Below are 22,467 nucleotides of genomic sequence, written 5' to 3'. Positions count from 1 at the left end.
CTTATTAACCCCGTCGTGTGGATTGCCGTTCAATAATTCCGTGGTCAAGAATTACATCGTCAGTATCACTAACCTCGCCATCCATCATCTTCGTTAATAGTCGCATTGAAATTGCACCAATATCATAAAGCGGTTGGGTAATCGAAGTTAAAGTTGGCCGAGTGATCTTGGCATATGTTGTATCGTTCGAAGTAACAATTTCAAAGTCATCAGGAACTTTAACACCATTATCAGTCAAGCCGTTTAAAAGTCCAGCAGCTAAATCATCATCACTAACGTAAGCGGCCTTAATTCCCTGTTCAATTAAGTGGTCAACTTGTTGATAAGCACGATTATAATCACCGTTTGTTTCGATTACGTATTTAGATTCAAATGGAATTCCATGTTCTGCCAATGCCTCTTTATATCCGGCTAACCGGTACTTAGAGTTAATTGAATAGTCAAGAGAACTAACAACAAAGGCAACCCGATCATCATTATGATCTAACAGGTAGTTTGTTGCTTCCTTAGCAGCACTTTGGTAATCAATCCGAACAGTGGCAAGCTTATCATCGTTAACAATAGAACCGGCAACGACTACCGGAGTGTTGGAGGCCGCAAATTCTTGCTGCAACTCAGCTGACATATCGTGGCCCATGAAGATAATCCCATCAACCTGCTTTGCAAGCAAACCATGAGCAACCTTCAAAATCTTATCATCATTAAAGTCTGAATTAGTCAAGATAATATTGTACTTGTACATGGTTGCAATATCATCAATTCCTAAGGCCAGTTCGGCAAAGTATGGGTTAGTAACACTAGGAATGATTACCCCAACCGTTGTTGTCTTCTTTGAAGCTAAGCCACGAGCAACCGCATTAGGCCGGTAGTTTAACTTTTTAATAACATCCAGAACCTTTTGCCGAGTTTCCGGCTTAACATTTGGGTTCCCATTTACTACCCGTGAAACGGTAGCCATTGAGACTCGTGCTTCTCGCGCTACAGTATAAATGGTAACTGCTTGTTTCTCCATATTGATAGCCCTTTCTTTACTGTCTTTATCTGTTTTCATATTTTTTCATAACCACATTAATATAGCAGATCAATATTCTTTTGGCAAACGTTATCATGAATTAATTTTAAAATTTCAGTTAATTACCTAAAATCATCAGATCTAAAAAGACCGACAACATCATTTGTTTGATATTAGCGGTCTTTATCACTTTTATTATTAATATGTTTTTCATTAAATTGAAAATCACTAGCTAGTCCTTACCAGCTTTGTTTTCTTCTGCTGAATCGCTCTTAGTATCTTGAGCGTCTGGTGTAGCCGGTTCATTATCCTGATCAGTTGCATCAATAATGATATCTGGATCAGCATTATTAGCAAGCTGTTGACGGATTTCTGCTGTTTCCTTATCAAAGTCATCATTAGTAAAGCGATCAACTACACGACTGGCCTTGTCTTTAACCTTATCTGCTGTCTTGTTAAAACGATTGCTTAAATCATTCAACTTTTCGCTTGCATCGTGTTCGGCCAGCTTCTCATCAATAATATCCAGAGCATTCAATGCGTAATCAGTTGAAGCATCCGCAACTTCAGTTACATATGAACCAACGTTTTTCTTAATGTCATTCTTTTGCTTATCAGATAAACATTTCCAAGCAACATAAGTAGCCGCACCACCAAGGATGGTTCCTAACAATAAATTCTTACTCATTATTTATCCATCCCCTTTGCTTTTTTTGCTTGACGATGTTGACGAATTTTCCGCCATGCATTCATTGCAACAGCTTGAGTTGCAAACTTGGTAAATCCAGAAAATTTACTTTGCCGTTCTTCATGGCGTTCAACAAAGTTATTAACTGCTTCATTTACATTTGAAACACTTTGCCCAACATCAGCAACTGCTTTAACTGCCGGATCAAGTTCAACAGACTTCTTATTAAGATCTTCCAACAAGCTATTAGTATTCCCCAGCAATTTTTCGGTTTCCTTGCTTAAAGAATCAACATCAGCCGATAATACTTTAACTGATTCGTTGGTCTCTTTAAGAACTTTACTTACTCGACTAAGCGAAATGCAAGCAAAGATAACCAAAATAACAAACGCAATTGCCGCAATAAGACCTGCTAATTCACCGATTGTCATTATTTATCCCCTTCCTATCAAGAAATCTCTATAATTCTATCTACAATAGTAGAATAGCATACCTAACTCCCATTCGACAATTGATCCAATGGCTTGTACAATAAAATAAGTATTTTTAAGGAGGAAAACAATGAATTCGGTGGTTAACAAGCAAGTTCAACAGGTTACTAAAGTTTTTACTGATTTATCATGGCATGAAATTTCGCAACATTTTTTTAGTCGGCTACTCTTAATCGTAGTTACTCTTTTGCTATTCTGCGTCCTGCTTTGGTTAGGACGGCTGATTATAGATCACCTCTTTGTTGAATCGAACCATGTTAAATTTCTCCAATCAAGTAACCGGGTCGCTACTATTCACGCTCTTACCTTAAACATCTACCGTTATACGTGTTACTTTTTTCTACTCTACGCCATTCTATCGGAAATTGGTGTTCCAGTCGGGACATTAATTGCTGGAGCCGGAATCTTTAGTATTGCTTTAGGGTTAGGGGCTCAAGGGTTTGTCAGTGATATGGTGACCGGCTTCTTTATCCTTTTAGAACAACAGCTGGACGTTGGTGATGTTGTAAAAGTTGATTCAATTAAGGGAACTGTCACCGCACTTGGACTTAGAACAACCCAAATTACAAGTAGTGATGGTACACTTAATTACATCCCAAACCGGAATATTACAACCGTACAAAACTTTTCACGAAATAACATGGTGGCCAACGTTGATATTCGTATTTCCGCTAAGGCACCGTTAGAAAAGATCGCCGAAATTATTAGCGAAGAAAACAAGAAATTGGTGGCTAACATCCCCGAGCTTCGTTCTACACCAGTAATTGTTGGTCCTGTTAACGTTGGTGGTCAGCTAGTCTTTCGTGTTACAATCACTACCCAAAATGGCGTTCAGGATAAAATCGCTAGTCATTTCCTTTCCGATTACTTAAAGGCATTACGAAAAAACAAAATTCCACTCGGCTGGGTTAATGAGCCTAGTCCAAGTCAAAATAGTTAAAAAATTAAGTAACAGTAACGTTGCAATACAAAATGAGCTTCAAAGGTCCGGATTCACCAGACTTTTGAAGCTTATTTTAGATTACTATTCATTATCCGACTGCTTTTTAGGCATAACCTCATAGTCTTTCCCAAATTCATGCAAGGTATAACTAACTGCCTTTAGTAGTTCTCGCCGTGTTACAATCCCACAAAACTGGTCCTGATGATCGACAACCGCCAAGAATGACTGATCAATCATTAGTCGAAGGTTCTCTTCAACATCAAATGGATCCTGAATTACGGGAGTATTAGTTTGCATCACATCAGCAACCGTTAATTCATTCAGCTTATTAACATTAATCCTTTCCGTTTCCAACAGCCGATCGGTAATCATTGCTAAAGATAATTGACCACGATAATGGTTTTCATTGTCAACAACGATAATTTTGGCGTACCGATCCTTCGTTAATACCAAGAATGCATGATCAAGACTGTTATTAACGTTCACCGTTGCCACTAAACTAGCAGGAATCATAAATTTGCCTCGGCGCTGAAGCAGTAACTTTTGGAGATGTTTTTCAATCATTAACTAGTCCGCCCCTTCATCTTTAATTAATTTTAAGAACGATTAAATTCAAAATGTAATTCAGAAATTGGTGAACAATTACGGTTATAGTAATCAACAATAAATTGCTTCTTTGTAACCTCTACAATTGCAAATGTTCCCCCAATTCGTGAGTATTCACCACGAGGAAGGCTGATGCTCCCAGGATTAATGAAAAGGGTTCCCGCATCCATTGAAACTGCTAATTGGTGAGTGTGACCATAGCAGACTACTTGGGCACCTAGTGATTGAACTTTAAGCATTAATGGTGTTAGTGAATAATTAACCTGATCGTGATCACCATGAACAACTAGGAATTTAGTGCCTTTTACCGTCAAAGATAGCTGTGAAGGGTAATTCAACCCCCAATCATTGTTTCCCTTAACCGCTTGAAAATCAGTCATCTCGGTAGAATCATTTGGTAATTCGGAATCACCGCAATGAATTAAAACATCAACCTGCTTAGCAAACTTATCCTGAATATCCCTTAAGATTTTTTGGTCACCATGATTATCGCTAACAATTAGTGCTTTCATTATTTATTCCACCATTCTGCAAAATGCTGAAGAAATTCTTCTAATGCTTGTCCACGGTGACTAATCGAATTTTTCTGTTCTGCGGTTAATTCTGCCATTGAGCAGTCAAATTTTTCAACATAGAATAATGGATCATAGCCAAAGCCATTTTTACCACGAGGACTTGTTAAGATTCGCCCGTCAACTCGACCATTAGCAACTAACTTAGCACCATCTGGTTTTAAAGCGACAATCGTAGTATGGAAGTGGGCTGTCCGCTTCATAGTGGGTACTCCCGCTAGTTCACGAAGCAACTTTTTATTATTTGCTTGATCATCATGGTCACCAGCATAACGAGCTGAATGGACCCCTGGAGCACCATTTAGCGCGTCAACTACTAGTCCGGAATCATCTGCCATTACGGGGACGCCCAGCTTTGCCATCACAGTTTGTGCCTTAATTGTGGCATTTTCTAAAAAGGTTGACCCATTTTCGTTAATCTTAATTGGTGTTGAAAAATCAGCCAATGTCTTTATATCAATGTTGTAGGGAGCAAACATTTCACGGTATTCACGTGCTTTTCCTTGATTTTTAGTTGCGATTACTAGAGAATCCATTAATTTTCTCCTTCTAAATCCAAATTATTACAACTATCATAATGACCATGCAACCATTTATCTGCACCAGCAATCAGATCATTGCGATCTCCAGTAGAATAGAGCTTATAACTAACAGCTTGCTGGGCTAATAAGTGTTCAGCGGTCAATAATTTCTTTACTTGATTAACCGTTTCTAATGCGGGATCAATTAACTTTACTTTTTTTCCCATCTTTTGACTAATCTCATTGGCAAGAAATGGAAAATGAGTACACCCTAAGATTAACGCATCTACCGGTTCCTGATCAAAGGATGCCAATTGCTGATCCACTGTTTTCTGTGCTTCTGCGGTGCCCGTCTTACCGTGCTCAACAATTGCTACTAATGGTTGTGTTGCCTTGCTAATCACTTTAACATGGGGATCAAGTTTCTTTAATTCACGCACATAAGCCCCATCCTTAGTAGTCGATTCAGTTGCGATAACACCAATCCGACTTGCTTTACTTTCAATTGCAGCGGTTGCTCCAGGGTTAATTACGCCAATAACTGGAATTGGCAACTCTTTTTGTACCGTTGATAAAGCAGCTGCTGTAGCGGTGTTACAAGCAATCACCATTAATTTTACTGGCTGGGCTACTAAAAAACGGCCAATTCTTAAAACTAGTTGCCGAATAAGTTCTTGTGATTTAGTACCATAAGGGAAATGCCCCTCATCCCCAACAAAAACAACAGATTCATTTGGAAGTTCCTGTTGAATAACCCGGATAACAGAAAGGCCTCCTAAGCCTGAATCCATAACCCCGATTGGTCGATTATCCATTTTATGCACCTCATTCTTTAGAAATCCTTGAAACTATATTATTTAATTTTCTCAAATCTTTTGCAAGTTTTCGAGTAAAATCGTCATCTTTCCCTAATTATTCAGTATAATAGTATTGATTCTTCAAAAGGAGTATTAATCAATGAGCCAAAAGTTATATGATTCACTGCTAAATAGTCACAGGGGACTAATGAACGGAAGTCTTCGCGATGTTATCCTCCCTGCAATTCTTGGTAAGGAAACCGATGAAATGCTTTACTGGATTGGAAAAGATATCGCCAGACAATTTCCCGTTGGCTCGCTTGAGGATTTGCAACTAATCACCAAACAATTGGGATTCGGTGAACTATCACTCCAAAAGAAAACCGCTACTAGTCAACAATGGAAACTAAGCGGTCCCATTGTTCAAGAACGGATTAAGCAAAATGGAGAACAAACATCCTTTGGTCTTGAAATTGGATTCATCGCTCAAGAAATTGAGTTCCAGCTAATGACCGTTGCTGAGGCTGAACTTAGTGAGCGAAAAAAGGACTGTATTTTCATCGAAGTTAAAAACGATCCGCAAAATAAGGCTGATAGTGAACGAACGGAATTAATAACGTTCCTTGATCTTCACAACCATCAATCCGTAAGCGACAAGAAGCAGGATAATTAAGAGCTAAAGAAAAGCGACTGGGAAAATCTTTCTCAGTCGCTTTTTGCTGCCTGGTTTGTCGAACTTATCGAGTCTAATCGTGAAAATTGAATAATCTTACTTTGAATTGTAAACAGAGACTTTCACTTAAGCATTCTCATATTGTTCAAGCAGTTGCTTCAATTGCTCCTTTGAGTGGTAACCCACTACTTTATCCACTACCTTACCATCCTTCTTAATCAGTAAGGTTGGGATACTCATGATTTGAAATTCTTGAGGTACCTGACGATTTTGATCAACATCCATCTTCGTAAAGTGGACATTTGGCATTTCTGCAGATAAATTTTCAATTACTGGTGACTGCATCCGACAAGGGCCACACCAAGTTGCCCAAAAATCAGTTAAGCTTACACCAGTAGAAGTATCTTGTTCAAAGGTTTGATCAGTTGTTACTTTAACAGTCATCTCAAATTCCTCCTCGATTGATTTACTCATAGTGTATCAAAGTCTTGCAATCTTGTCAGATAATATGCTTACTTTTTAGAAGTATTTATAAATTAACAATTGTTGCTCCATCACCGCCGTTATTCGGTGCCGCATAATCAAACGATTTCACCCGTGGATTGGACCGTAGATATTCCTGGGTTCCCTTTCGCAAAGCACCGGTCCCCTTACCATGAATGATTGTTACACTCGAAAGGTTATTCAACAATGCGTGATCAATAAAGGCGGATAATTCACTCATTGCCTGCTCGTAACGGTGACCACGAAGATCTAGTCGTGCACTAGTCTGTCGTGTTTGCGTTGTTCTGACTCCAGAGCTGACCTTTTCCTTTGCCCGCTCTTCTTTTCGTAACTGCTTATGACTAATTTTTTCAAGATCATTTTCATCAATTTCCATCCGGAGAATTCCAATTTGAACTTCCCACTTATGCTTACTACGTTTCGATAGTAATTCTCCCTGTTGACCATAAGATTTAACGAGGACCGCATCCCCAACGTGAAGGTCATGCTTTTCTTTTGCCCTTCGTAAAACTGTATTTCTCTTCAACCGCGGATCTTCACGATGAAGGGCATTCAATGCTCCTTGTGCATCAATTAATTCATTTTCCTTAACGTTCCCGGCTTGGCTAATTTCTAACTGACGCAGGTGGTGAATAATCCGGTCAGCCTTCTTCTTAGCCATTGATACTTCATGGTTAGCTTCATTCCGTGCCTTTGCTAATAGCGAATCGCGCTGCTCATTAAACCGATCCAACTTATTTGTTAAATCAGCTTGTTTTTCGCGGTTAGCAACTAATAATTTTTCTAACCGTTCCTTTTCTTCCCGAGCAGCTTTTCGTTGTTCAACTAACTCCCCAATCATTTGGTTAAGATCCTGGCTATCCTCGCTCACTAAGGATTTAGATTCAGTAATAACTGTCTGGTTAATTCCTAGTCGTTGAGCAATTTCAATCCCGTTTGAACGTCCGGGAATTCCTAACAGAAGGTGATAGGTTGGCTTAAGAGTTTCCTGATCAAATTCCATACTAGCATTAATTGTTCCCGGGCGATCATAACCGTAAACCTTTAATTCTGGATAGTGAGTCGTGATCACTACTGTACTGCCCTTACTTGCAATATAGTCAAGAATTGACATTGCGAGAGCAGCCCCCTCTTTAGGATCAGTTCCGGCACCCAATTCATCAAGAAGGACTAAACTTCGACTAGTAATTCGTTCAAGAATTGACTTCACGTTCTCCATATGGCCGGAAAACGTACTCAGGTTTTGTTCAAGCGATTGCTCATCACCAATGTCCGCATAGATATTATCGAAGACCGCAATCGTACTTCCCTCTTGGGCTGGAATGAATAACCCTGCCTGACCCATCATTTGAATTAAGCCAAAAGTTTTAAGGGTAATTGTCTTCCCACCAGTGTTTGGCCCGGTAATTACAATTGACTGGTATTCGTCCCCAATCTTAATATCATTAGCAACAACCTTTTGCGGATCAATTAAGGGGTGCCGGGCCTGACGAATAATTACCTGATTATCCGGACTGAGTAATGGCAAACTATCTTTATGATCGCGGGCAAAACGAGCCTTAGCGTTGATAAAGTCAAGGTGCCCCAAGATTTTTGCATTGGCGGCAATTTCACTTCGGTATGGTGAAATCAGGGCTGATAACTCCGCCAACACTTCTAAAATGGCCTGCTTTTCTTCTATCTGAGCCTGACGAAGACGGTTGTTATACTCAACGACCGCAGCTGGTTCAATATACAATGTTTGCCCACTTGCACTCTGGTCGTGAACAACACCGCCAAACTTGTTGCGGTACCGTGCTAATACCGGAACAACATACCGGTCATTCCGGACAGTTACAATTGCATCACTCAAGTACTTAGCATTTTTCCCCTGAGTAAATCGTTCCATCCGCTGGTGAATCTCTGCTTCGGTCTTGCTAATCAGTTGCCGAATTCCGTGTAGTTTGGTTGAGGCTTCGTCAGTGACCCGACCATCAGGATCGATTGACTGAATTAGCCGTTTAGTAATTGTTGGAATTGTTATTAGCTGCTGAACAGATTCGTTAATTACTCGTAATTCAACTTTCTGCTGCTCCTTAAATTCAGCAAAAAAGTTTTTAACGCTCATACTTGTTTGAAGAACCTTAGTAATTTGTGCAAGTTCGGTTCCGTTTAAATTAGCATTGATCCGTAACCGTTTTAATTGAGGCTGAATGTTTTTTAATTTAGGAATGGGAATACCGCCTGTCAAACGTAAAATATCAGCACCATCGGTTGTTTCATCTAGCCAATATTGAATTTGATCATGATCAGCTGATGGCGTTAACGTTGCTAGCTCACGTTTACCAGCTGCTGAGACCAGATAACGTCCTAGTTCACGCTTAACCTGATCAAATTCCATTGTTGAAATCGTTTTTTGATCCACTTTTCTTTCCTTCCTAACCTAAAAAATTAATAAGTGTCTGAGTTAAAAATGGTGTCTCCTTAATCATTAGTTGGGCAATTTCTGAATTGGCTAACTGAACTTGCCACCAACCAACGGGACATAATTGGAAAACCATTAATAAGATAAAAATAATTACATAGCAAATAATAAAATCTAATATTGCTCCAATCCAGCGATCAATTGTTCCTAAAATTGGTAATTTTGCAAGCCATTTTAACCGTCGTAATAAGAGACGAATAACTATCATTAAGATAATAAAGCAGCTAGTAAAAGCGAGCCCCCGATAAAAGAATTGGTTAAGGTTTAAACTCGCAAGAACCGCTCCTGAAATGGTTGTTCCATGATTAATTTCGGGAAAAAAGTTCGTCAACCAGTCCCCAATTATTGGGGCTAAAAATTTAGCGCCAAAATAACTAACAAGGAACGTTACTCCTGTAATAATCATTGATAATAAGCCATTTCGGTAGCCACGAATAATGCTGACTATTAGTAGTAATAAGATAATTGTTGAAAGAATCAATCGTCAATCCCCCATTAAAAGCAAAAGAGGTTGAAACGCTGTGACGTTTTTTCTATATCCATAGATAAAAAACGAAGCCATGAACAGTTACCGTCACGCTTCTGATTCTTCCTCTCTTAGCAAGGTCAATATTTAATATATTAAGATCGAAAAAGGACTAGGTTACTACCCAGCCCCTTTATAAAATATGGTTAACTTTAAGCCTTAAAGTTCCCATCATTATCCAGGAAGGTATTTAAAACTTCTTCAACCATATCCCATTCTTTATCATCTTCAATCGGTACCAAGTCTTCACCATCACCATCTTGGTTATCAGCAATGATATAGGCTTGAATATCTACTGAATCATCATTTTCTTGTTCAGCTGGATAAATAAAAATATATGATTTTCCCCAATCATCTGAATCAAACGTAAACAACTCCTTAAAAAGCTGTTCATTACCGTTCTCATCAACTAGGGTAATCATTTGGTCATCTGTATTTTGTTGCTTACTCATTAATTTCTACCTCATTTCAATACTTGGACAAGTTTGCCGTGTCGATCTAAGTAACTTTGCAAAATAAAGGTGGCAGCTACTTCATCAATTACCTTCTTCTGCTTAGCCCGCGAAATATCAGCTTCTTCAACCAACATCCGATGAGCCTCCACTGTTGTTAACCGTTCATCCTGAAAATCAACCGGAATTGATGGGAAGCGCTTCTTAAGTAATTCGCCATAGTGGTGGGAAGCCTCGACACGGGGGCCCTCAGTATTATTCATGTTTTTCGGCAAGCCAACAACAAATCCCGCAACCTGCCTTTGCTTAACAATTTCAGCAACCCGATCAATTCCGAAGATTTCTTCATCTTCATTAATGGGGATAATCTCAACTGCTTGAGCGGTCCAGCCCAGGGGATCACTAACCGCAATTCCAACAGTTTTTGAGCCAACGTCTAATCCTAATAGCCTCATTTGGTTTCCCCATTATTTTTAAGGTATGACCGTACTAATTCTTCAATAATTTCATCACGTTCGTGCTGGCGAATAAGGTTCCGCGCATCATTTAACCGTGGAATATAAGCCGGATCACCTGAAAGAAGGTAACCAACAATTTGGTTAATGGGGTTATAACCCTTTTCCTCTAGTGCTTCATAAACAGTTTTTAATGTTTGCTTGATATTTTCTTGACTGTTTTGGCCAAAATCAAAAAACATCGTCTTATCATTATTCCCTGACACACTTGTCACCTCCAGTGACTATTCATAGTTCAATTTTACTATAATCATTGGTAAATCACAATTCACTCGCTCGGAAAAATAAAGGAGCAATCACCCAAAGTCATTTACGACTTTATGATGGTTACTCCTTTTTGAAGTTAACTGCAGCTCACTAACAAGTAATTAATGAAGACCACAATTATCTATTTAATTATTCAGGTAATCAGCTGCTTGCTTAAGGGCGTCCTGGATTCCTTCAGGCTTCTTCCCACCTGCTTGTGCAAGGTTTGGCCGGCCGCCACCGCCACCGTTAATGGCAGGAGCAATTACCTTAATTAAATCACCGGCCCTTAAGCCATCCTTAACTTTGTCATCACTAACAGCAACTAATAAATTAGCTTTACCATCATTAGCGGTTCCCAAAACAAGGACGTCTGAAAGACTCTTTGCCCGCCAACTATCAGCTAACTGACGGAGTTGACCCATTCCTGCTACCTGAACCTCAGCAGCAATCAAGCTACCATTGGCTGTCTTCTGAACATTTTCAAAGACATTGTTGGCTTGTTGAGCAGCAATCTTTGCTTGAAGTGCAGCGCTTTGCTTCTGTGCTTCCTTAAGGTCGCTTTGCAAAGCTTCAACCTGGTGAGGAACTTCCTTAATTTGGGCAACCTTCAAGTCGGTAGCCACCTTATTGAGGAGGTCGTCCCGATCCTGAAGGAAGTTAAAGGCATCGCTTGAAGTTACCGCTTCAATTCGCCGTACTCCAGCACCAACCCCTCCTTCAGAAACGATCTTAAAGAGGCCAAGTTCGTTCGTATTCTTAACGTGATCACCACCACAGAATTCGGTATTGTAATCACCAATCTTAACAACCCGAACCTTATCACCATACTTATCAGAGAAGAGGGCGATTGCTCCCATTTCCTTAGCAGAATCAATATCGGTCTCAACAGTCTTAACCGGAATTTCCTTCCAAATTTGTTCATTAACCATTTTTTCAACTGCCTTTAGATCCTTAGCAGTAACTTGACCAAAGTGGTTAAAGTCAAAACGAAGGTAATGTTCTTCAACTAGGGAACCAGCCTGTTGAGTGTGACCGCCAAGGACATTCCGCAATGCTTGATCAAGCAAGTGTGTAGCAGTATGGTTCTTTTCAATCTTTAAGTGCCGAATCCGGTCAACAACTAATTTGTAACGGGCACCCTTTTTCAATGGGGCATTTAATTCAACCCGGTGAAGGTTTTGTTGGTTAGGGGCGTGTTGAACATCAACAACCCGGCCAACTTTCTTACCGTAATTGTCAATAATGTCACCAGTATCAGCAACTTGTCCACCCATCTCAGCATAGAATGGAGTTACATCAAAGATTACTTCAATGTTCTTATCACCCGGTTGAGCATCGTCAGCCTGTTTACCATCATGAGCCAAGCCAATTACTTTAGCGTTATCAACAGTTAAGTCAGTATAGCCAACATAACGACTAGCATCCTTGAAATCTGTCCAGAGATCCGTTTGAACACCCATTCCGTTATCCATATCACGAGCATTCCGTGCCCGATTCTGCTGCTCAGTCATTGCAGCTTGGAATCCATCTTCATCAACTGTCAAGCCTTCATCACTTGCATATTCCTTAGTAAGTTCAATTGGAAAACCATAAGTATCATAAAGTTTGAAAGCAGTCCGGCCGTCAATCTCATTGCTGCCATCCTTCTTAGCATTTGCAATCACGTTGTTCAAAAGGTTTAGCCCGCCGTTTAATGTTGCACTGAAGCGATCTTCTTCAGACTTGATTACTGATGCAATGTAGTCAGCATTTTCTAACACATCTGGATAGTAGTCTTCCATGATCTTACCAACAGTTGGAACCATCTTAGCAAGGAATGGTTCATCAATTCCCAGCTTCTTTCCAGCAACAACTGCCCGCCGGAGAAGCCGCCGAATAACGTAGCCTCGACCAACATTTGAAGGAAGTGCACCATCACCGATAGCAAAGGTAATGGTCCGAATATGATCAGCGATGATCTTGAACTGAATATCATCTTCCTTGCTTTCACCATACTTTTTACTACCGCTAAACTTTTCGGTTTGCTTGATCAATGGCATAAAGAGGTCGGTTTCAAAGTTAGTTGGCGCATTTTCAAAAATCGAAACAACCCGTTCAAGTCCCATCCCAGTATCAATGTTCTTATGCGGAAGTGGTTCATAAGTATCTTCAGGGGTGTGGTTAAATTGACTGAACACGATGTTCCAAATTTCAAGGTACCGTTCGTTTTCGCCACCTGGATAATTTTCAGGATCATCGTCAGCCAAATTATTAAATTCTTGACCACGGTCGTAGAAAATTTCAGTATCCGGACCAGAAGGACCTTGACCAATATCCCAGAAATTATCCTCATCAGGAATAAGGTGATCCTTTGCAACACCAACTTCACGCCACTTGTTATAAGCATCATGATCCTTTGGGTAGTATGTAATATAAAGCCGTTCTGGATCAAAACCAAACCAGTCGTCACTTGTTAGTAATTCCCAAGCCCAAGGAATAACTTCATTTTTGAAATAATCACCAACCGAGAAGTTACCGAGCATTTCAAACATGGTATGGTGCCGGGCAGTCTTCCCAACATTTTCAATATCATTAGTCCGAATACTCTTTTGTGAACTAGTCATTCGGGGATTTTCAGGAACAACCTTACCGTCAAAGTACTTCTTCATCGTTGCAACACCAGAGTTAATCCATAACAGAGTTGGATCATTAACTGGTACAAGGGAAGCACTTGGCATAATCTTGTGACCGTGTTCTTCAAAGAACTTCAAGTACATCCGTCGTACTTGGGCACTGTTCAGCTTCTTTAACTGCTTCATAATATCTCCCTTTCAAAAAACAAAATCCATCCCTGCTTTCAGAGACGCCGAACAGACGCGGTACCACTCTGATTGCAACGATAGATTTCGTTAACCTCTTATTTCTTACCTAAAAGTAAGTTTAATATTGAATTTTCTGAATGGGTAGCACTAACCAAAGCTGCATCAGCTGTCACACCATCCCAACTGTCTCTGGAATGCAAGCCTTAGATAATATGTCCCAGACGAGTCATATTATAACGAATAATAATCCCAAAATCAACGGCTATTTCGTTCGCGACGGTGTTGACGTTGCCGTGCTCGTTTAGCTTTTCGGATTTTGTGTCTTAATTCTTGCTTTCGCTTTTGCTGCTCATCCTCACGAATTGCCCGCTTAATCCGCTTCTTATAACCTGGCTTTACTTTCTTCTTTGTTTTCTTTACAAAGCCCTTCATCGAAGGATCGAGTTTTGCCTGTCGGCGGCTATAATTTTGACGACGGTTACGATCATGGGTTGTGACAATTCGACCATGACGGATTTCCTTTGGCACAAACTTAATTCCGCGTTCTTCTAGTTTAGCAATTAAACCATCTTCAGAAGGAGCGTAAAGCGTAATCGCAGTTCCCGGCATCCCGTTTCGACCAGTCCGGCCAACACGGTGAATAAAGTATTCTAAGTCGCTTGGAATATCATCGTTAATTACCAAAGAAACCCCATCAATATCAATTCCCCGTGCTGCTAAGTCGGTCGCAACGACATATTGGAAGTCCAGATCACGAATTTGCCGCATCGTTCTCTTCCGTCGTCGTGCTTCCAAGCCACCATGAATCAAGGCAACCTTTAGTCCCTGCTCGCCTAAATAAGTGGCCAATTCAATTGCCCGCTCTTTAGTATTCGCAAAAACCAATGCTAAATAGGGTTCCCCCATTGTCAGTAATTGATATATTAACTGATTTTTATCCCGACCCTTAGTCGACATTAACCAGTTCTTAACGTCAGGATTAATTACAGTCTCTGTTGGAATTTCCTCCATTACCGGATTTTCCATATATTTTTTCAAAAATGGTCGCAATTTTTGCGGTATCGTAGCAGAAAAGACCATCATTTGAAGATCATCTGGGAAATGACTAGCAATTTGATCAACTTGATCCAGAAATCCCATATCAAGTGTCATATCTGCTTCATCAACAACGAACTTAGTTGCGGTATGAATATCAAGTGCTTGACTCTTTATCAAGTCTAATACTCGTCCTGGAGTTCCAATTACTAATTGTGGTTGCTGACGCTTTAACTGTTCGATCTGGTGTTGTTTATCGGTCCCACCAACATAATTATGAATTGTTACTGGTGTGGGTAAGTGTTTGTTTAATTGCTTTGCGGCTGCGTATATCTGGTAGGCAAGTTCACGACTTGGGGTAGTAATTACCGCTTGAACCTCCTGTTTAGCAGGGTCCAATTGAGCAAAGATCGGTAATAAAAAGGCATGGGTTTTCCCACTACCGGTTGCAGACTGCCCAACCACGCTGTCCCCCTTTAGGATTAAAGGAATCACTTTTTCCTGAACTGGAGTTGGTTGATGAAAGTTAATTTCTTTAATTGCATCTAAAAGGTACGGTTGCAAATTAAAATCGGCAAATGTTTTTGTTTGACCCATTATTGGCCTCCCTTCCTTATTTTTGGTATTCACTCACTAATGTATCTAATTCTTTTATAACTTGACTAATTTCGGTATGATCTGCTGCCTTTGCGCCACTTGCTAGTGGATGTCCGCCACCATAATGATGCTTAGCAAGTTCATTAATTACTGGCCCCTTTGAACGTAACCGAATCCGGAAATGACCATCCTCCTGCTCCACAAATATTGCCCAAGCCAATACATTTTGAATTCGTCCAGGAAGTGAAACCACAGCTGAAGTACCCGCTTCAGTGAGGCCAAACTTAGTCAAGGTGTCATTGTCCAAAACAATATAAGCTGCCCCACTCTCATTAATCGTTAGGTTTTCATAAACATAGGCTGATAGGCGCGCCACTGGTTCTGAAATCTCATTTTCTCGCTGACTAATTGCTGAGGCATCAGCACCAGCAGCCATTAGTGCACCCGCTACCAACATCGTCCGCGGAGTAGTGGCAGGATATAAGAACCGGCCTGTATCCCCGATAATTCCTGCATAAAGTGCCGAAGCAGCCTTCTTTGGCATCTTTAATTCCTTTGCAAAGTGTTGGTAGAAAGAATAAATCATTTCAGAACAACTTGATGCTTCTGGTTCAACCCACATTAAGTCACCATATGGCTCATCATTTGGATGGTGATCAATTTTAATTAACTTATCGCCATTATCAAAGCGGCGGTCATCAATTCGGGGAGCATTCGCTGTATCAGTAACAATCACTAAGGCACCATCAAAGGTTTGCCCATCAATTTCATCCATTTGGCCAATCCAATCTAAGCCAGGAATGTCCTTCCCCACAACGTAAATTTGCTTATAAGGAAATGATGCTTTAAGGATCTCGGCCAACCCGATCTGCGACCCAATCGCATCTGGATCAGGTCGTTGGTGACGATGAATAATAATCTTATTATATTTTTTAATTTGTTCAAGAATTGCTTCTAATTGATCAGCCATGTCGTATCTCCGTTTCTAAAATTAATACTCTTTAAAATTATAGCACTGCTAACCAGTTTGATTAAAACATTAATTTTACCGATAAATTAACTGAATGTCTAGGCTGCCATTATTAAAACAAAATAAATGGGTCAAAGCACTCACAGTGTGAATACCTGACCCATTTATAATTAGGAAAATTTGTATAAAATCATATACTAGTTTTCCCACTCATGTTATTTATTAAGGTTTACTTAGCCTTGTCCATTGCGTGGCCACCGAAACCATTCCGTAATGCAGAAACAACCTTACCATCAAAGCTGTCATCTTGCATTGAACGGAACCGTTGACTTAAGGCTTCGTAGATAACTGGAGTTGGAACTTGCTTGTCCATAGCATCCATCAAAGTCCAGTGAGCTTCACCAGAACTGTGCATCCGACCAGCAATCTTGTCAAGGTGAGGATCCTTTTCAAAGGCTTCTTGAGCCAATTCCATCAGCCATGAACGGATAACAGAACCGTGGTTCCACATCTTAGCAACGGCAGCGTTGTCGTAGTCAAAGTCAGAAGCTTCAAGAACTTCGAAACCTTCACCCATAGCTTCCATCATACCGTATTCAATTGCGTTGTGAACCATCTTAAGGTAGTGGCCTGAACCAGCCTTACCAGTGTAAAGGTAACCATCCTTTTCAGCGATGCCATCGTAAAGTGGGGCAAGGCGTTCGTCAAAGACCTTCTTGTCATCCCCACCGATCATGAAGTTACCATCCTTGAGGGCACCCTTCCAACCACCGGAGGAACCGCAGTCGAAGTAGTGAATACCCTTTTCGGTAAACATACGGTTGTGGCCCATAGAATCTTTCCAGAAAGTATTACCACCATCAATAACAACATCGTCAGCATCAAGCAATTCAGCTAACTTTTCCATGGTGCTATCAGTTGGCTTTCCAGCTGGAACCATTACCCATACAGTACGTGGCTTATCAAGCTTAGCAACCATGTCTTCAAGACTGCTTGCCTTAGTTGCACCATAAGATGCAGCTTCATCAACAAGGTCTTGATTCAAATCAAAGGCAACAACATCGTTACCATTGTTCATCATGTTTTGAGCAAGGTGAATACCCATCTTACCTAAACCAATCAATCCAATTTGCATTCTAAATTCCCTCCTGTTTTACAGTCGTGATGAGCGAAAATGCGAACACTCAACAATAATAATGACAACAGCTCATTGTCACTATGAAATTGCAAACTAAAAGGCTTGCAATAACATTCTTTAAAAGTTTCCCACGTTTCGCTATACGTGTCAATTACTTTTCGTCATTATTATCATCAGATGCTGGAGCTTCAGACTTGGCTGAATCAGAAGCAGCTAGTTCTTCCTTAGCGTCAGAGCTAGTTTCTTTCTTTTCAGCAGGTTCCTTAGCTTCCTTATCTTCTGCCTTAGTTTCTGTGGTATCTGCTGGTTTAACAACCCGAGCAATTGCTACCATATCGAAAGTTAGGTAAATTCCTTCGCAGTCCAAAGTAACTGTCCGGTCTTCACGGTTAATTGAATCAATTTTTCCGTGCATCCGACCAATTGTGACAACTTCATCACCCTTATGCAACTGACTCATCATGTCTTGATGTTGCTTCCGTTGCTTTTGTTGTGGGCGAATCATAAAGAAATACATTAAAGCAATCATTAGAATGATTAAGATCATTCCAGAATAACTACTAGCACTGCTTGATGCAGCACCGAGGTTCATAAATTGTAACCCGTTCACTGAATATCCATCCCTTCAAAATTCTTCAAGTTTAACTGTAACAAAAAACACGGTAAAAAGCTACTCACTACTAAGTAGAATAGTAATCAAAATCATTTAATTTTAGAACTAAGGTTAGCCACAAACTGGTTTAGCCAGAAGAGATTGTGTTCCAAGATTAAACTGATGTATTGTGGTGAATTTATTCTAGCAAGGTAATGAAGGTAAGCTCGTGAATAGTGACTGGTACATACGGGACACTGACATTCTGGATCAATAGCTTCCCAGTCATTGCTAAAAGACTCCCGAGTAAAGTTAAGTCGCTTTCCATTATCTACCAGTGCATTCCCCATTACTGCTTCGTGAACAGCCACATCAGAGTAAACAACATCAATCCCTGAACGAATTACCGTTGTTAATTGTTCGAAATTAGCCCTTGTCTTCGTTACCCGCAGGCTTTCAAACGGTAGCAGCTTTATTATCGCTGAAAGATTGCGTTCAATTTCAGCAAGTGAATCAATCTGTTCAGTTTGGGTAATAAAATAGCCAAACGGTTGCTGTCCGGTTACAGAATCAACACTCTGTCGATGAAGCTTTTTCAAGCCGCCGCCAGTAATTGGAAATAACTCATTCTGATTAGTTAAATACCAACGTCCCGTTAATTCTACCGCGGCAGCTAAGTCATCAACCGGAGCATAATAATTTACGTCACGATATAACTGTTCAGTTATGTCTGCTCCCAATTGCTCTTGAAGTTGGATTGCTTTTTTTGGTGATAGGCTAATCAACTGTCCCTGATTGGGTAGCCGAAAATTAATTCCATTAGTCTTATATCCTCGCGGTTTAGCAAGTTTACCAATTTCAGCAGCACCAGAAGTTGTAAAAAATACTCCTTGCCAACCGAGTACCCGGTGTAAATCGGGCAAATCGGCAAGATCTCTTTTGTCCAGCTTTTCTGCAAGGACTATTGGATCATAATATAAAGCCTTGGTATTAGTAGCGCGAACTTGTTCTGGCCTTAAGTATCGAATTACGTTTTCCGAGTGAACAAGCAGTGGCGTCCTCAATTCTAGCCCATTAACCACCAATTTTCCGGTTCGTAATCCGTCTTCAGTCCGATTAATTTTAAAATACCTATTCATAGCAACCCTCACTTTGTCGGATACTCTAAGCCTAAATGCTTATAAGCAGCTTCCGTAACCATTCTTCCCCGAGCGGTTCGCGTCAAATACCCGATTTGCAGAAGGTACGGTTCGTACATTTCTTCAATTGTTGACTTTTCTTCGCCAATATTGGCTGCGATTGTTTTTAACCCTACCGGACCGCCATGATAATAGTTAATCATTGTCAAAAGGAGCTTCCGGTCAATCTCATCAAGGCCCTGATCATCAATTTGAAGTAGCTTCAATGCCTGACGAACACTCGCTAAATCAATTGAGCCCTTTCCGGCAACTTGAGCAAAATCACGAACTCGTTTCAATAAGCGATTAGCAATTCGTGGTGTTCCTCGTGAACGCAAGGCTAATTCATGTGCCCCTTCATCTTCAATCTTTGTTTGAAAAATACCGGCTGAACGAAAAATAATCCTTGTCAGTTCATCCTGGTTATAGTAACTCATGTGCTCCACAATGCCGAAACGATCGCGCAGCGGGGCAGATAGCATTCCAGCACGGGTTGTTGCACCAATTAAAGTAAAGGGCGGTAGTGGAAAATGAACAGGATGTGCTGTTGGTCCTTCGCCAATTACAATATCAATATAGTAATCTTCCATTGCGGAGTACAGCATTTCCTCAACTACTTTGGGCAAGCGATGAATTTCATCAATAAACAAGACATCTCCCGGCTTCAATTCATTCAACAGTGCCACAAGATCTCCTGGCTTTTCAATTGCTGGACCGCTCGTTGTTTTGATATTTACTCCCAATTCATTTGTAATTACCATTGCAAGAGTGGTCTTCCCCAAGCCAGGCGGGCCGTATAGGAGAACATGATCCAATGCTTCTTCTCGTTCTTTTGCGGCCTTAATATAGATGTTCAATCCATGCTTGATCTTGGTTTGACCAATATAATCAGCTAAGTTTTGCGGACGGAGAGTTAGTTCAAAGGCCGACTCTGCTTTTCCCGTTGCCTTGCCAGAAACCAGTTCATGTTCATCTCGATCTGCCATCTTCTCTAACCACCTTCCACTAGTTTAGTAACCTTAAAGCATGCCGCAGATATTCTTCCGTAGAGGTTTCTCCTTCCTTTTCCAGTTCTTTTTTAATTCGCTTAACTTCCCGTTCTTTGTAGCCCAGAGCAGTTAACGCTTCTAGCGCATCCTGTAAAGCATCATTAACATTTTCATTCTCTGGTAATAATGGCTTTAACAAGTTAGATTCACTCGGTGCCAAACGTTCAATCTTATCCTTAAGATCTAAACAAATCTGTGAAGCAGTTTTCTTACCGATTCCTGGAAACCTAGTCAGGTATTTAACATCATTATTGGCAATTGCATTGATTAACCCTTCATGATCTGGATTGGCCAAAATTGCCAAAGCACTCTTGGGACCAATTCCAGAAACATTAATCAATTGCATAAACAACTGCTTTTCGTCCTCATCACTAAAACCGAATAGTGAAATATCATCATCACGAACAGCTTGATAAACATAGACGGTTACTTTTTGTCGCTTGTCAATATGATAACGGTAAGGATTGGCAACTAATAGTCGGTACCCGATACCGTTAACCTCAACCACAATGTAACGAGGTTCGACCACTGTAACTAGTCCGGTTAGGTATTCATACATTCTCTTGTACTCCTCTTTTAAAATTCGTGTTCATCAAAATCTTGGGCAAACGGGACATGCGAATCTTGAATCCGTTTAAACATTTTCTCTAAATCACGGTCGTTAAAGTGAACCGTCACTGGCCTACCGTGTGGACAATTAAAGGGATTTTCACATTTTGGCAACCGGTGTAAAAGTGCCTTAGCCTCACGATCATCAAGGTGGTGATTAGCTTTAATTGCCCGTTTACAACTCATCATAATTGCGGTCCGCTGACGAAAATCGTGAACTGAAATTTTTCCATCATTAATCAGCCATTCAATCATTTCCTTAGCAGTTGCTTCTTCCTGACCTTCTGCGAACCAGGTGGGGTGAGAACGTAAAATAAAACTGTTTGGGCCAAAAGATTCTAAGTGAAGACCGACTGCCTCAAGGGTATCCAAGTGTTGAGTAATCGTCATCGTATCAACTGTTGAATAATTTAACACTAATGGCACCAAAAAGGTTTGCTGATCATCGCTTACTTGACCGATCTCTTTGCGAAACTTTTCGTAATTAATTCGTTCTTGAGCTGCGTGCTGATCAACAATATACAATCCGTCTCCCGCCTGTGCTAAGAGGAAGGTTCCCTGTAACTGACCAATATACTGTAAATCAGGAAAACGTTTTTGGGATTGATCGCTTTTATCGCGCACATCTAGCTCAATGCTTTCCGCCCGGGTAGGTTTCTGGGGAGCCTGCTCATCCGGACTACCAAACGGGTAAGCAATTCCCTCATCAAGATAGCGCTGGTCAAACTTTTGCATCTGCGAGCTTGCTAGTTCATCTTTCTTATGAATAACAACTGGTTCATGCACAATGCTATCAGCTGCATCAACATCCGCTGGACCACCGTTTTTAATTCCACTCGTAGAAGATGAAGAAGCTGAGGGATGAACAAAATTAGTCGCTGGCGTTTCGTATTGTTTAGCAGCCTCGTTCAGTTGGCGTTCTAATTCATCCACATCTGGTTCGTCAGGAATGAATTGTTTAGCATCCACATCAGGGATTAAGTTTTCTGTCGATATTCGCTGACGAATCACTTTTGCAATTAGTCCTGCCAGCTGCGGTTCCTTACTTAGTCGCACCTCACGTTTAGCCGGGTGCACATTAACATCAACCAATACGGGATCAAGTTGAATATTAAGGACAGCAATTGGGTAACGGCCGACCATTAGCTTTGATTCATAGCCATTGATAATTGCCTTTGTTAATTCGAAATTGCGAATATAACGATGATTAATCGTAATTGTAATGTACTGCCGTGATGCTCGCGTAAGTTCGGGTAAGGAAACTAAACCGCTAATCTTAAAGTCGTTATCCTCTCCAGCAAAGGGGAGCATTTTCTTACCAACCTGAATGCCGTAAATTGCCGCAACAACCTGTTGTAAATTATCATTTCCTGCAGTTCGGAATAGCTCCTTGTTATTATGCGTCAGGCTAAATGCTACTTGTGGATTAGCTAAAGCCAAGCGGTTCACAATATCAGTAATTCGTGCTAATTCAGTTTGGGGGGA

At 40.6% G+C, this 22,467-nt stretch carries 24 protein-coding genes; 2 read left to right on the top strand and 22 right to left on the bottom strand.

The genetic code is table 11. The features are described 5' to 3' along the window. Positions 1–4 precede the first annotated feature (4 nt). The 3 genes from ccpA to HMPREF0549_RS07830 form a co-directional block, all read right to left on the bottom strand. Positions 5–1,012 carry a catabolite control protein A gene (gene ccpA / locus HMPREF0549_RS07840; RefSeq protein ID WP_040531685.1) on the bottom strand — a complete coding sequence of 336 codons (1,008 nt, stop codon included), beginning with the start codon at positions 1,010–1,012 and terminating at the stop codon, positions 5–7. A gap of 232 nt (positions 1,013–1,244) precedes the next feature. Then, positions 1,245–1,700 carry a hypothetical protein gene (locus HMPREF0549_RS07835; protein ID WP_003717746.1) on the bottom strand — a complete coding sequence of 152 codons (456 nt, stop codon included), beginning with the start codon at positions 1,698–1,700 and terminating at the stop codon, positions 1,245–1,247. Beyond that, complete coding sequence (locus HMPREF0549_RS07830) at positions 1,700–2,131, bottom strand: DUF948 domain-containing protein (RefSeq protein ID WP_003717745.1); 432 nt, start codon at positions 2,129–2,131, stop codon at positions 1,700–1,702. The genes HMPREF0549_RS07835 and HMPREF0549_RS07830 overlap by 1 nt, the downstream gene beginning before the upstream one ends. Positions 2,132–2,261: 130 nt before the next feature. Here HMPREF0549_RS07830 and HMPREF0549_RS07825 point away from each other — a divergent pair, with 130 nt between their 5' ends. After that, the gene (locus tag HMPREF0549_RS07825; protein WP_003717744.1) at positions 2,262–3,131 is read left to right on the top strand and encodes a mechanosensitive ion channel family protein; all 870 of its coding nucleotides are present in this window, start codon (positions 2,262–2,264) and stop codon (positions 3,129–3,131) included. Positions 3,132–3,215: 84 nt separating this feature from the next. On the opposite strand, the gene cbpB is transcribed toward HMPREF0549_RS07825, so the two are convergent. The 4 genes from cbpB to murI are packed head-to-tail and all read right to left on the bottom strand — an operon-like array spanning position 3,216 to position 5,648. Next, complete coding sequence (gene cbpB / locus HMPREF0549_RS07820; RefSeq protein ID WP_003717743.1) at positions 3,216–3,698, bottom strand: cyclic-di-AMP-binding protein CbpB; 483 nt, start codon at positions 3,696–3,698, stop codon at positions 3,216–3,218. A 32-nt stretch (positions 3,699–3,730) separates the two neighbouring features. Further along, on the bottom strand, positions 3,731–4,252 hold the full coding sequence (locus tag HMPREF0549_RS07815) for a metallophosphoesterase (protein ID WP_003717742.1): 522 nt from the start codon (positions 4,250–4,252) through the stop codon (positions 3,731–3,733). Beyond that, a complete protein-coding gene (locus HMPREF0549_RS07810; protein WP_003717741.1) occupies positions 4,252–4,848 on the bottom strand; it encodes an XTP/dITP diphosphatase in 597 nt (198 codons plus the stop codon). Before HMPREF0549_RS07810 ends, HMPREF0549_RS07815 begins: the two co-directional genes overlap by 1 nt. Beyond that, positions 4,848–5,648: a glutamate racemase gene (gene murI, locus HMPREF0549_RS07805; protein WP_003717740.1), complete on the bottom strand. Its 801-nt coding sequence runs from the start codon at positions 5,646–5,648 to the stop codon at positions 4,848–4,850. The genes HMPREF0549_RS07810 and murI overlap by 1 nt, the downstream gene beginning before the upstream one ends. A gap of 142 nt (positions 5,649–5,790) precedes the next feature. Between murI and HMPREF0549_RS07800 the strand changes: the two genes are divergently transcribed. Next, the gene (locus HMPREF0549_RS07800) at positions 5,791–6,303 is read left to right on the top strand and encodes a DUF2507 domain-containing protein (RefSeq protein ID WP_003717739.1); all 513 of its coding nucleotides are present in this window, start codon (positions 5,791–5,793) and stop codon (positions 6,301–6,303) included. A 126-nt stretch (positions 6,304–6,429) separates the two neighbouring features. Here HMPREF0549_RS07800 and trxA read toward each other — a convergent pair whose 3' ends face one another. From trxA to mutL, 15 genes are all read right to left on the bottom strand, one after another. Then, positions 6,430–6,747: a thioredoxin gene (gene trxA / locus HMPREF0549_RS07795; protein ID WP_040531681.1), complete on the bottom strand. Its 318-nt coding sequence runs from the start codon at positions 6,745–6,747 to the stop codon at positions 6,430–6,432. 85 nt (positions 6,748–6,832) lie between these two features. Then, positions 6,833–9,211 (bottom strand): endonuclease MutS2, encoded by a 2,379-nt coding sequence (locus tag HMPREF0549_RS07790; protein WP_040531679.1) that lies wholly within the window; start codon positions 9,209–9,211, stop codon positions 6,833–6,835. A gap of 13 nt (positions 9,212–9,224) precedes the next feature. Next, complete coding sequence (locus tag HMPREF0549_RS07785; RefSeq protein ID WP_040531676.1) at positions 9,225–9,752, bottom strand: CvpA family protein; 528 nt, start codon at positions 9,750–9,752, stop codon at positions 9,225–9,227. Between the two features lie 197 nt (positions 9,753–9,949). Next, positions 9,950–10,249 (bottom strand): DUF1292 domain-containing protein, encoded by a 300-nt coding sequence (locus HMPREF0549_RS07780; protein WP_003717735.1) that lies wholly within the window; start codon positions 10,247–10,249, stop codon positions 9,950–9,952. A gap of 11 nt (positions 10,250–10,260) precedes the next feature. Beyond that, on the bottom strand, positions 10,261–10,704 hold the full coding sequence (gene ruvX, locus HMPREF0549_RS07775; RefSeq protein ID WP_003717734.1) for a Holliday junction resolvase RuvX: 444 nt from the start codon (positions 10,702–10,704) through the stop codon (positions 10,261–10,263). Further along, complete coding sequence (locus HMPREF0549_RS07770) at positions 10,701–10,946, bottom strand: IreB family regulatory phosphoprotein (protein ID WP_003717733.1); 246 nt, start codon at positions 10,944–10,946, stop codon at positions 10,701–10,703. Before HMPREF0549_RS07770 ends, ruvX begins: the two co-directional genes overlap by 4 nt. Before the next feature lie 210 nt (positions 10,947–11,156). Continuing rightward, positions 11,157–13,811 (bottom strand): alanine--tRNA ligase, encoded by a 2,655-nt coding sequence (gene alaS / locus HMPREF0549_RS07765; RefSeq protein ID WP_003717732.1) that lies wholly within the window; start codon positions 13,809–13,811, stop codon positions 11,157–11,159. 258 nt (positions 13,812–14,069) lie between these two features. Further along, positions 14,070–15,446 carry a DEAD/DEAH box helicase gene (locus HMPREF0549_RS07760; RefSeq protein WP_040531673.1) on the bottom strand — a complete coding sequence of 459 codons (1,377 nt, stop codon included), beginning with the start codon at positions 15,444–15,446 and terminating at the stop codon, positions 14,070–14,072. 16 nt (positions 15,447–15,462) lie between these two features. Beyond that, positions 15,463–16,416: a DHH family phosphoesterase gene (locus HMPREF0549_RS07755; RefSeq protein ID WP_003717730.1), complete on the bottom strand. Its 954-nt coding sequence runs from the start codon at positions 16,414–16,416 to the stop codon at positions 15,463–15,465. A 229-nt stretch (positions 16,417–16,645) separates the two neighbouring features. After that, positions 16,646–17,551 carry a phosphogluconate dehydrogenase (NAD(+)-dependent, decarboxylating) gene (gene gnd / locus HMPREF0549_RS07750; protein ID WP_003717729.1) on the bottom strand — a complete coding sequence of 302 codons (906 nt, stop codon included), beginning with the start codon at positions 17,549–17,551 and terminating at the stop codon, positions 16,646–16,648. Between the two features lie 154 nt (positions 17,552–17,705). Further along, positions 17,706–18,146 (bottom strand): preprotein translocase subunit YajC, encoded by a 441-nt coding sequence (gene yajC / locus HMPREF0549_RS07745; RefSeq protein WP_003717727.1) that lies wholly within the window; start codon positions 18,144–18,146, stop codon positions 17,706–17,708. A 110-nt stretch (positions 18,147–18,256) separates the two neighbouring features. Further along, positions 18,257–19,285, bottom strand: a complete 1,029-nt coding sequence (locus HMPREF0549_RS07740) for a tRNA-guanine transglycosylase (protein ID WP_050754874.1) — start codon at positions 19,283–19,285, stop codon at positions 18,257–18,259. A gap of 8 nt (positions 19,286–19,293) precedes the next feature. Beyond that, positions 19,294–20,310, bottom strand: a complete 1,017-nt coding sequence (gene ruvB / locus HMPREF0549_RS07735) for a Holliday junction branch migration DNA helicase RuvB (protein WP_003717725.1) — start codon at positions 20,308–20,310, stop codon at positions 19,294–19,296. Positions 20,311–20,329: 19 nt separating this feature from the next. Next, complete coding sequence (gene ruvA, locus HMPREF0549_RS07730) at positions 20,330–20,932, bottom strand: Holliday junction branch migration protein RuvA (protein WP_003717724.1); 603 nt, start codon at positions 20,930–20,932, stop codon at positions 20,330–20,332. A 17-nt stretch (positions 20,933–20,949) separates the two neighbouring features. After that, positions 20,950–22,467, bottom strand: a 1,518-nt coding sequence (mutL, locus tag HMPREF0549_RS07725) for a DNA mismatch repair endonuclease MutL (protein ID WP_003717723.1), incomplete at its 5' end; no start/stop codon positions are given.

It is taken from the genome of Limosilactobacillus vaginalis DSM 5837 = ATCC 49540 (assembly GCF_000159435.1).
GTDB classification, from domain to species: Bacteria; Bacillota; Bacilli; order Lactobacillales; family Lactobacillaceae; genus Limosilactobacillus; species Limosilactobacillus vaginalis.
This window is presented reverse-complemented; position numbering and strand designations above follow the sequence as displayed.

What these genes read in the sequence shown, in the direction of transcription:
- gnd (WP_003717729.1), bottom strand. Translation starts at nt 17,551, where the DNA reads ATGCAAATTGGATTGATTGGTTTAGGTAAGATGGGTATTCACCTTGCT.
- ccpA (WP_040531685.1), bottom strand. Translation starts at nt 1,012, where the DNA reads ATGGAGAAACAAGCAGTTACCATTTATACTGTAGCGCGAGAAGCACGA.
- HMPREF0549_RS07780 (WP_003717735.1), bottom strand. Translation starts at nt 10,249, where the DNA reads ATGAGTAAGCAACAAAATACAGATGACCAAATGATTACCCTAGTTGAT.
- HMPREF0549_RS07835 (WP_003717746.1), bottom strand. Translation starts at nt 1,700, where the DNA reads ATGAGTAAGAATTTATTGTTAGGAACCATCCTTGGTGGTGCGGCTACT.
- HMPREF0549_RS07755 (WP_003717730.1), bottom strand. Translation starts at nt 16,416, where the DNA reads ATGGCTGATCAATTAGAAGCAATTCTTGAACAAATTAAAAAATATAAT.
- HMPREF0549_RS07740 (WP_050754874.1), bottom strand. Translation starts at nt 19,285, where the DNA reads ATGAATAGGTATTTTAAAATTAATCGGACTGAAGACGGATTACGAACC.
- trxA (WP_040531681.1), bottom strand. Translation starts at nt 6,747, where the DNA reads ATGACTGTTAAAGTAACAACTGATCAAACCTTTGAACAAGATACTTCT.
- cbpB (WP_003717743.1), bottom strand. Translation starts at nt 3,698, where the DNA reads ATGATTGAAAAACATCTCCAAAAGTTACTGCTTCAGCGCCGAGGCAAA.
- HMPREF0549_RS07815 (WP_003717742.1), bottom strand. Translation starts at nt 4,252, where the DNA reads ATGAAAGCACTAATTGTTAGCGATAATCATGGTGACCAAAAAATCTTA.
- alaS (WP_003717732.1), bottom strand. Translation starts at nt 13,811, where the DNA reads ATGAAGCAGTTAAAGAAGCTGAACAGTGCCCAAGTACGACGGATGTAC.
- ruvX (WP_003717734.1), bottom strand. Translation starts at nt 10,704, where the DNA reads ATGAGGCTATTAGGATTAGACGTTGGCTCAAAAACTGTTGGAATTGCG.
- HMPREF0549_RS07760 (WP_040531673.1), bottom strand. Translation starts at nt 15,446, where the DNA reads ATGGGTCAAACAAAAACATTTGCCGATTTTAATTTGCAACCGTACCTT.
- HMPREF0549_RS07810 (WP_003717741.1), bottom strand. Translation starts at nt 4,848, where the DNA reads ATGGATTCTCTAGTAATCGCAACTAAAAATCAAGGAAAAGCACGTGAA.
- HMPREF0549_RS07830 (WP_003717745.1), bottom strand. Translation starts at nt 2,131, where the DNA reads ATGACAATCGGTGAATTAGCAGGTCTTATTGCGGCAATTGCGTTTGTT.
- HMPREF0549_RS07825 (WP_003717744.1), top strand. Translation starts at nt 2,262, where the DNA reads ATGAATTCGGTGGTTAACAAGCAAGTTCAACAGGTTACTAAAGTTTTT.
- HMPREF0549_RS07770 (WP_003717733.1), bottom strand. Translation starts at nt 10,946, where the DNA reads ATGTTTTTTGATTTTGGCCAAAACAGTCAAGAAAATATCAAGCAAACA.
- ruvA (WP_003717724.1), bottom strand. Translation starts at nt 20,932, where the DNA reads ATGTATGAATACCTAACCGGACTAGTTACAGTGGTCGAACCTCGTTAC.
- HMPREF0549_RS07800 (WP_003717739.1), top strand. Translation starts at nt 5,791, where the DNA reads ATGAGCCAAAAGTTATATGATTCACTGCTAAATAGTCACAGGGGACTA.
- murI (WP_003717740.1), bottom strand. Translation starts at nt 5,648, where the DNA reads ATGGATAATCGACCAATCGGGGTTATGGATTCAGGCTTAGGAGGCCTT.
- yajC (WP_003717727.1), bottom strand. Translation starts at nt 18,146, where the DNA reads ATGAACCTCGGTGCTGCATCAAGCAGTGCTAGTAGTTATTCTGGAATG.
- ruvB (WP_003717725.1), bottom strand. Translation starts at nt 20,310, where the DNA reads ATGGCAGATCGAGATGAACATGAACTGGTTTCTGGCAAGGCAACGGGA.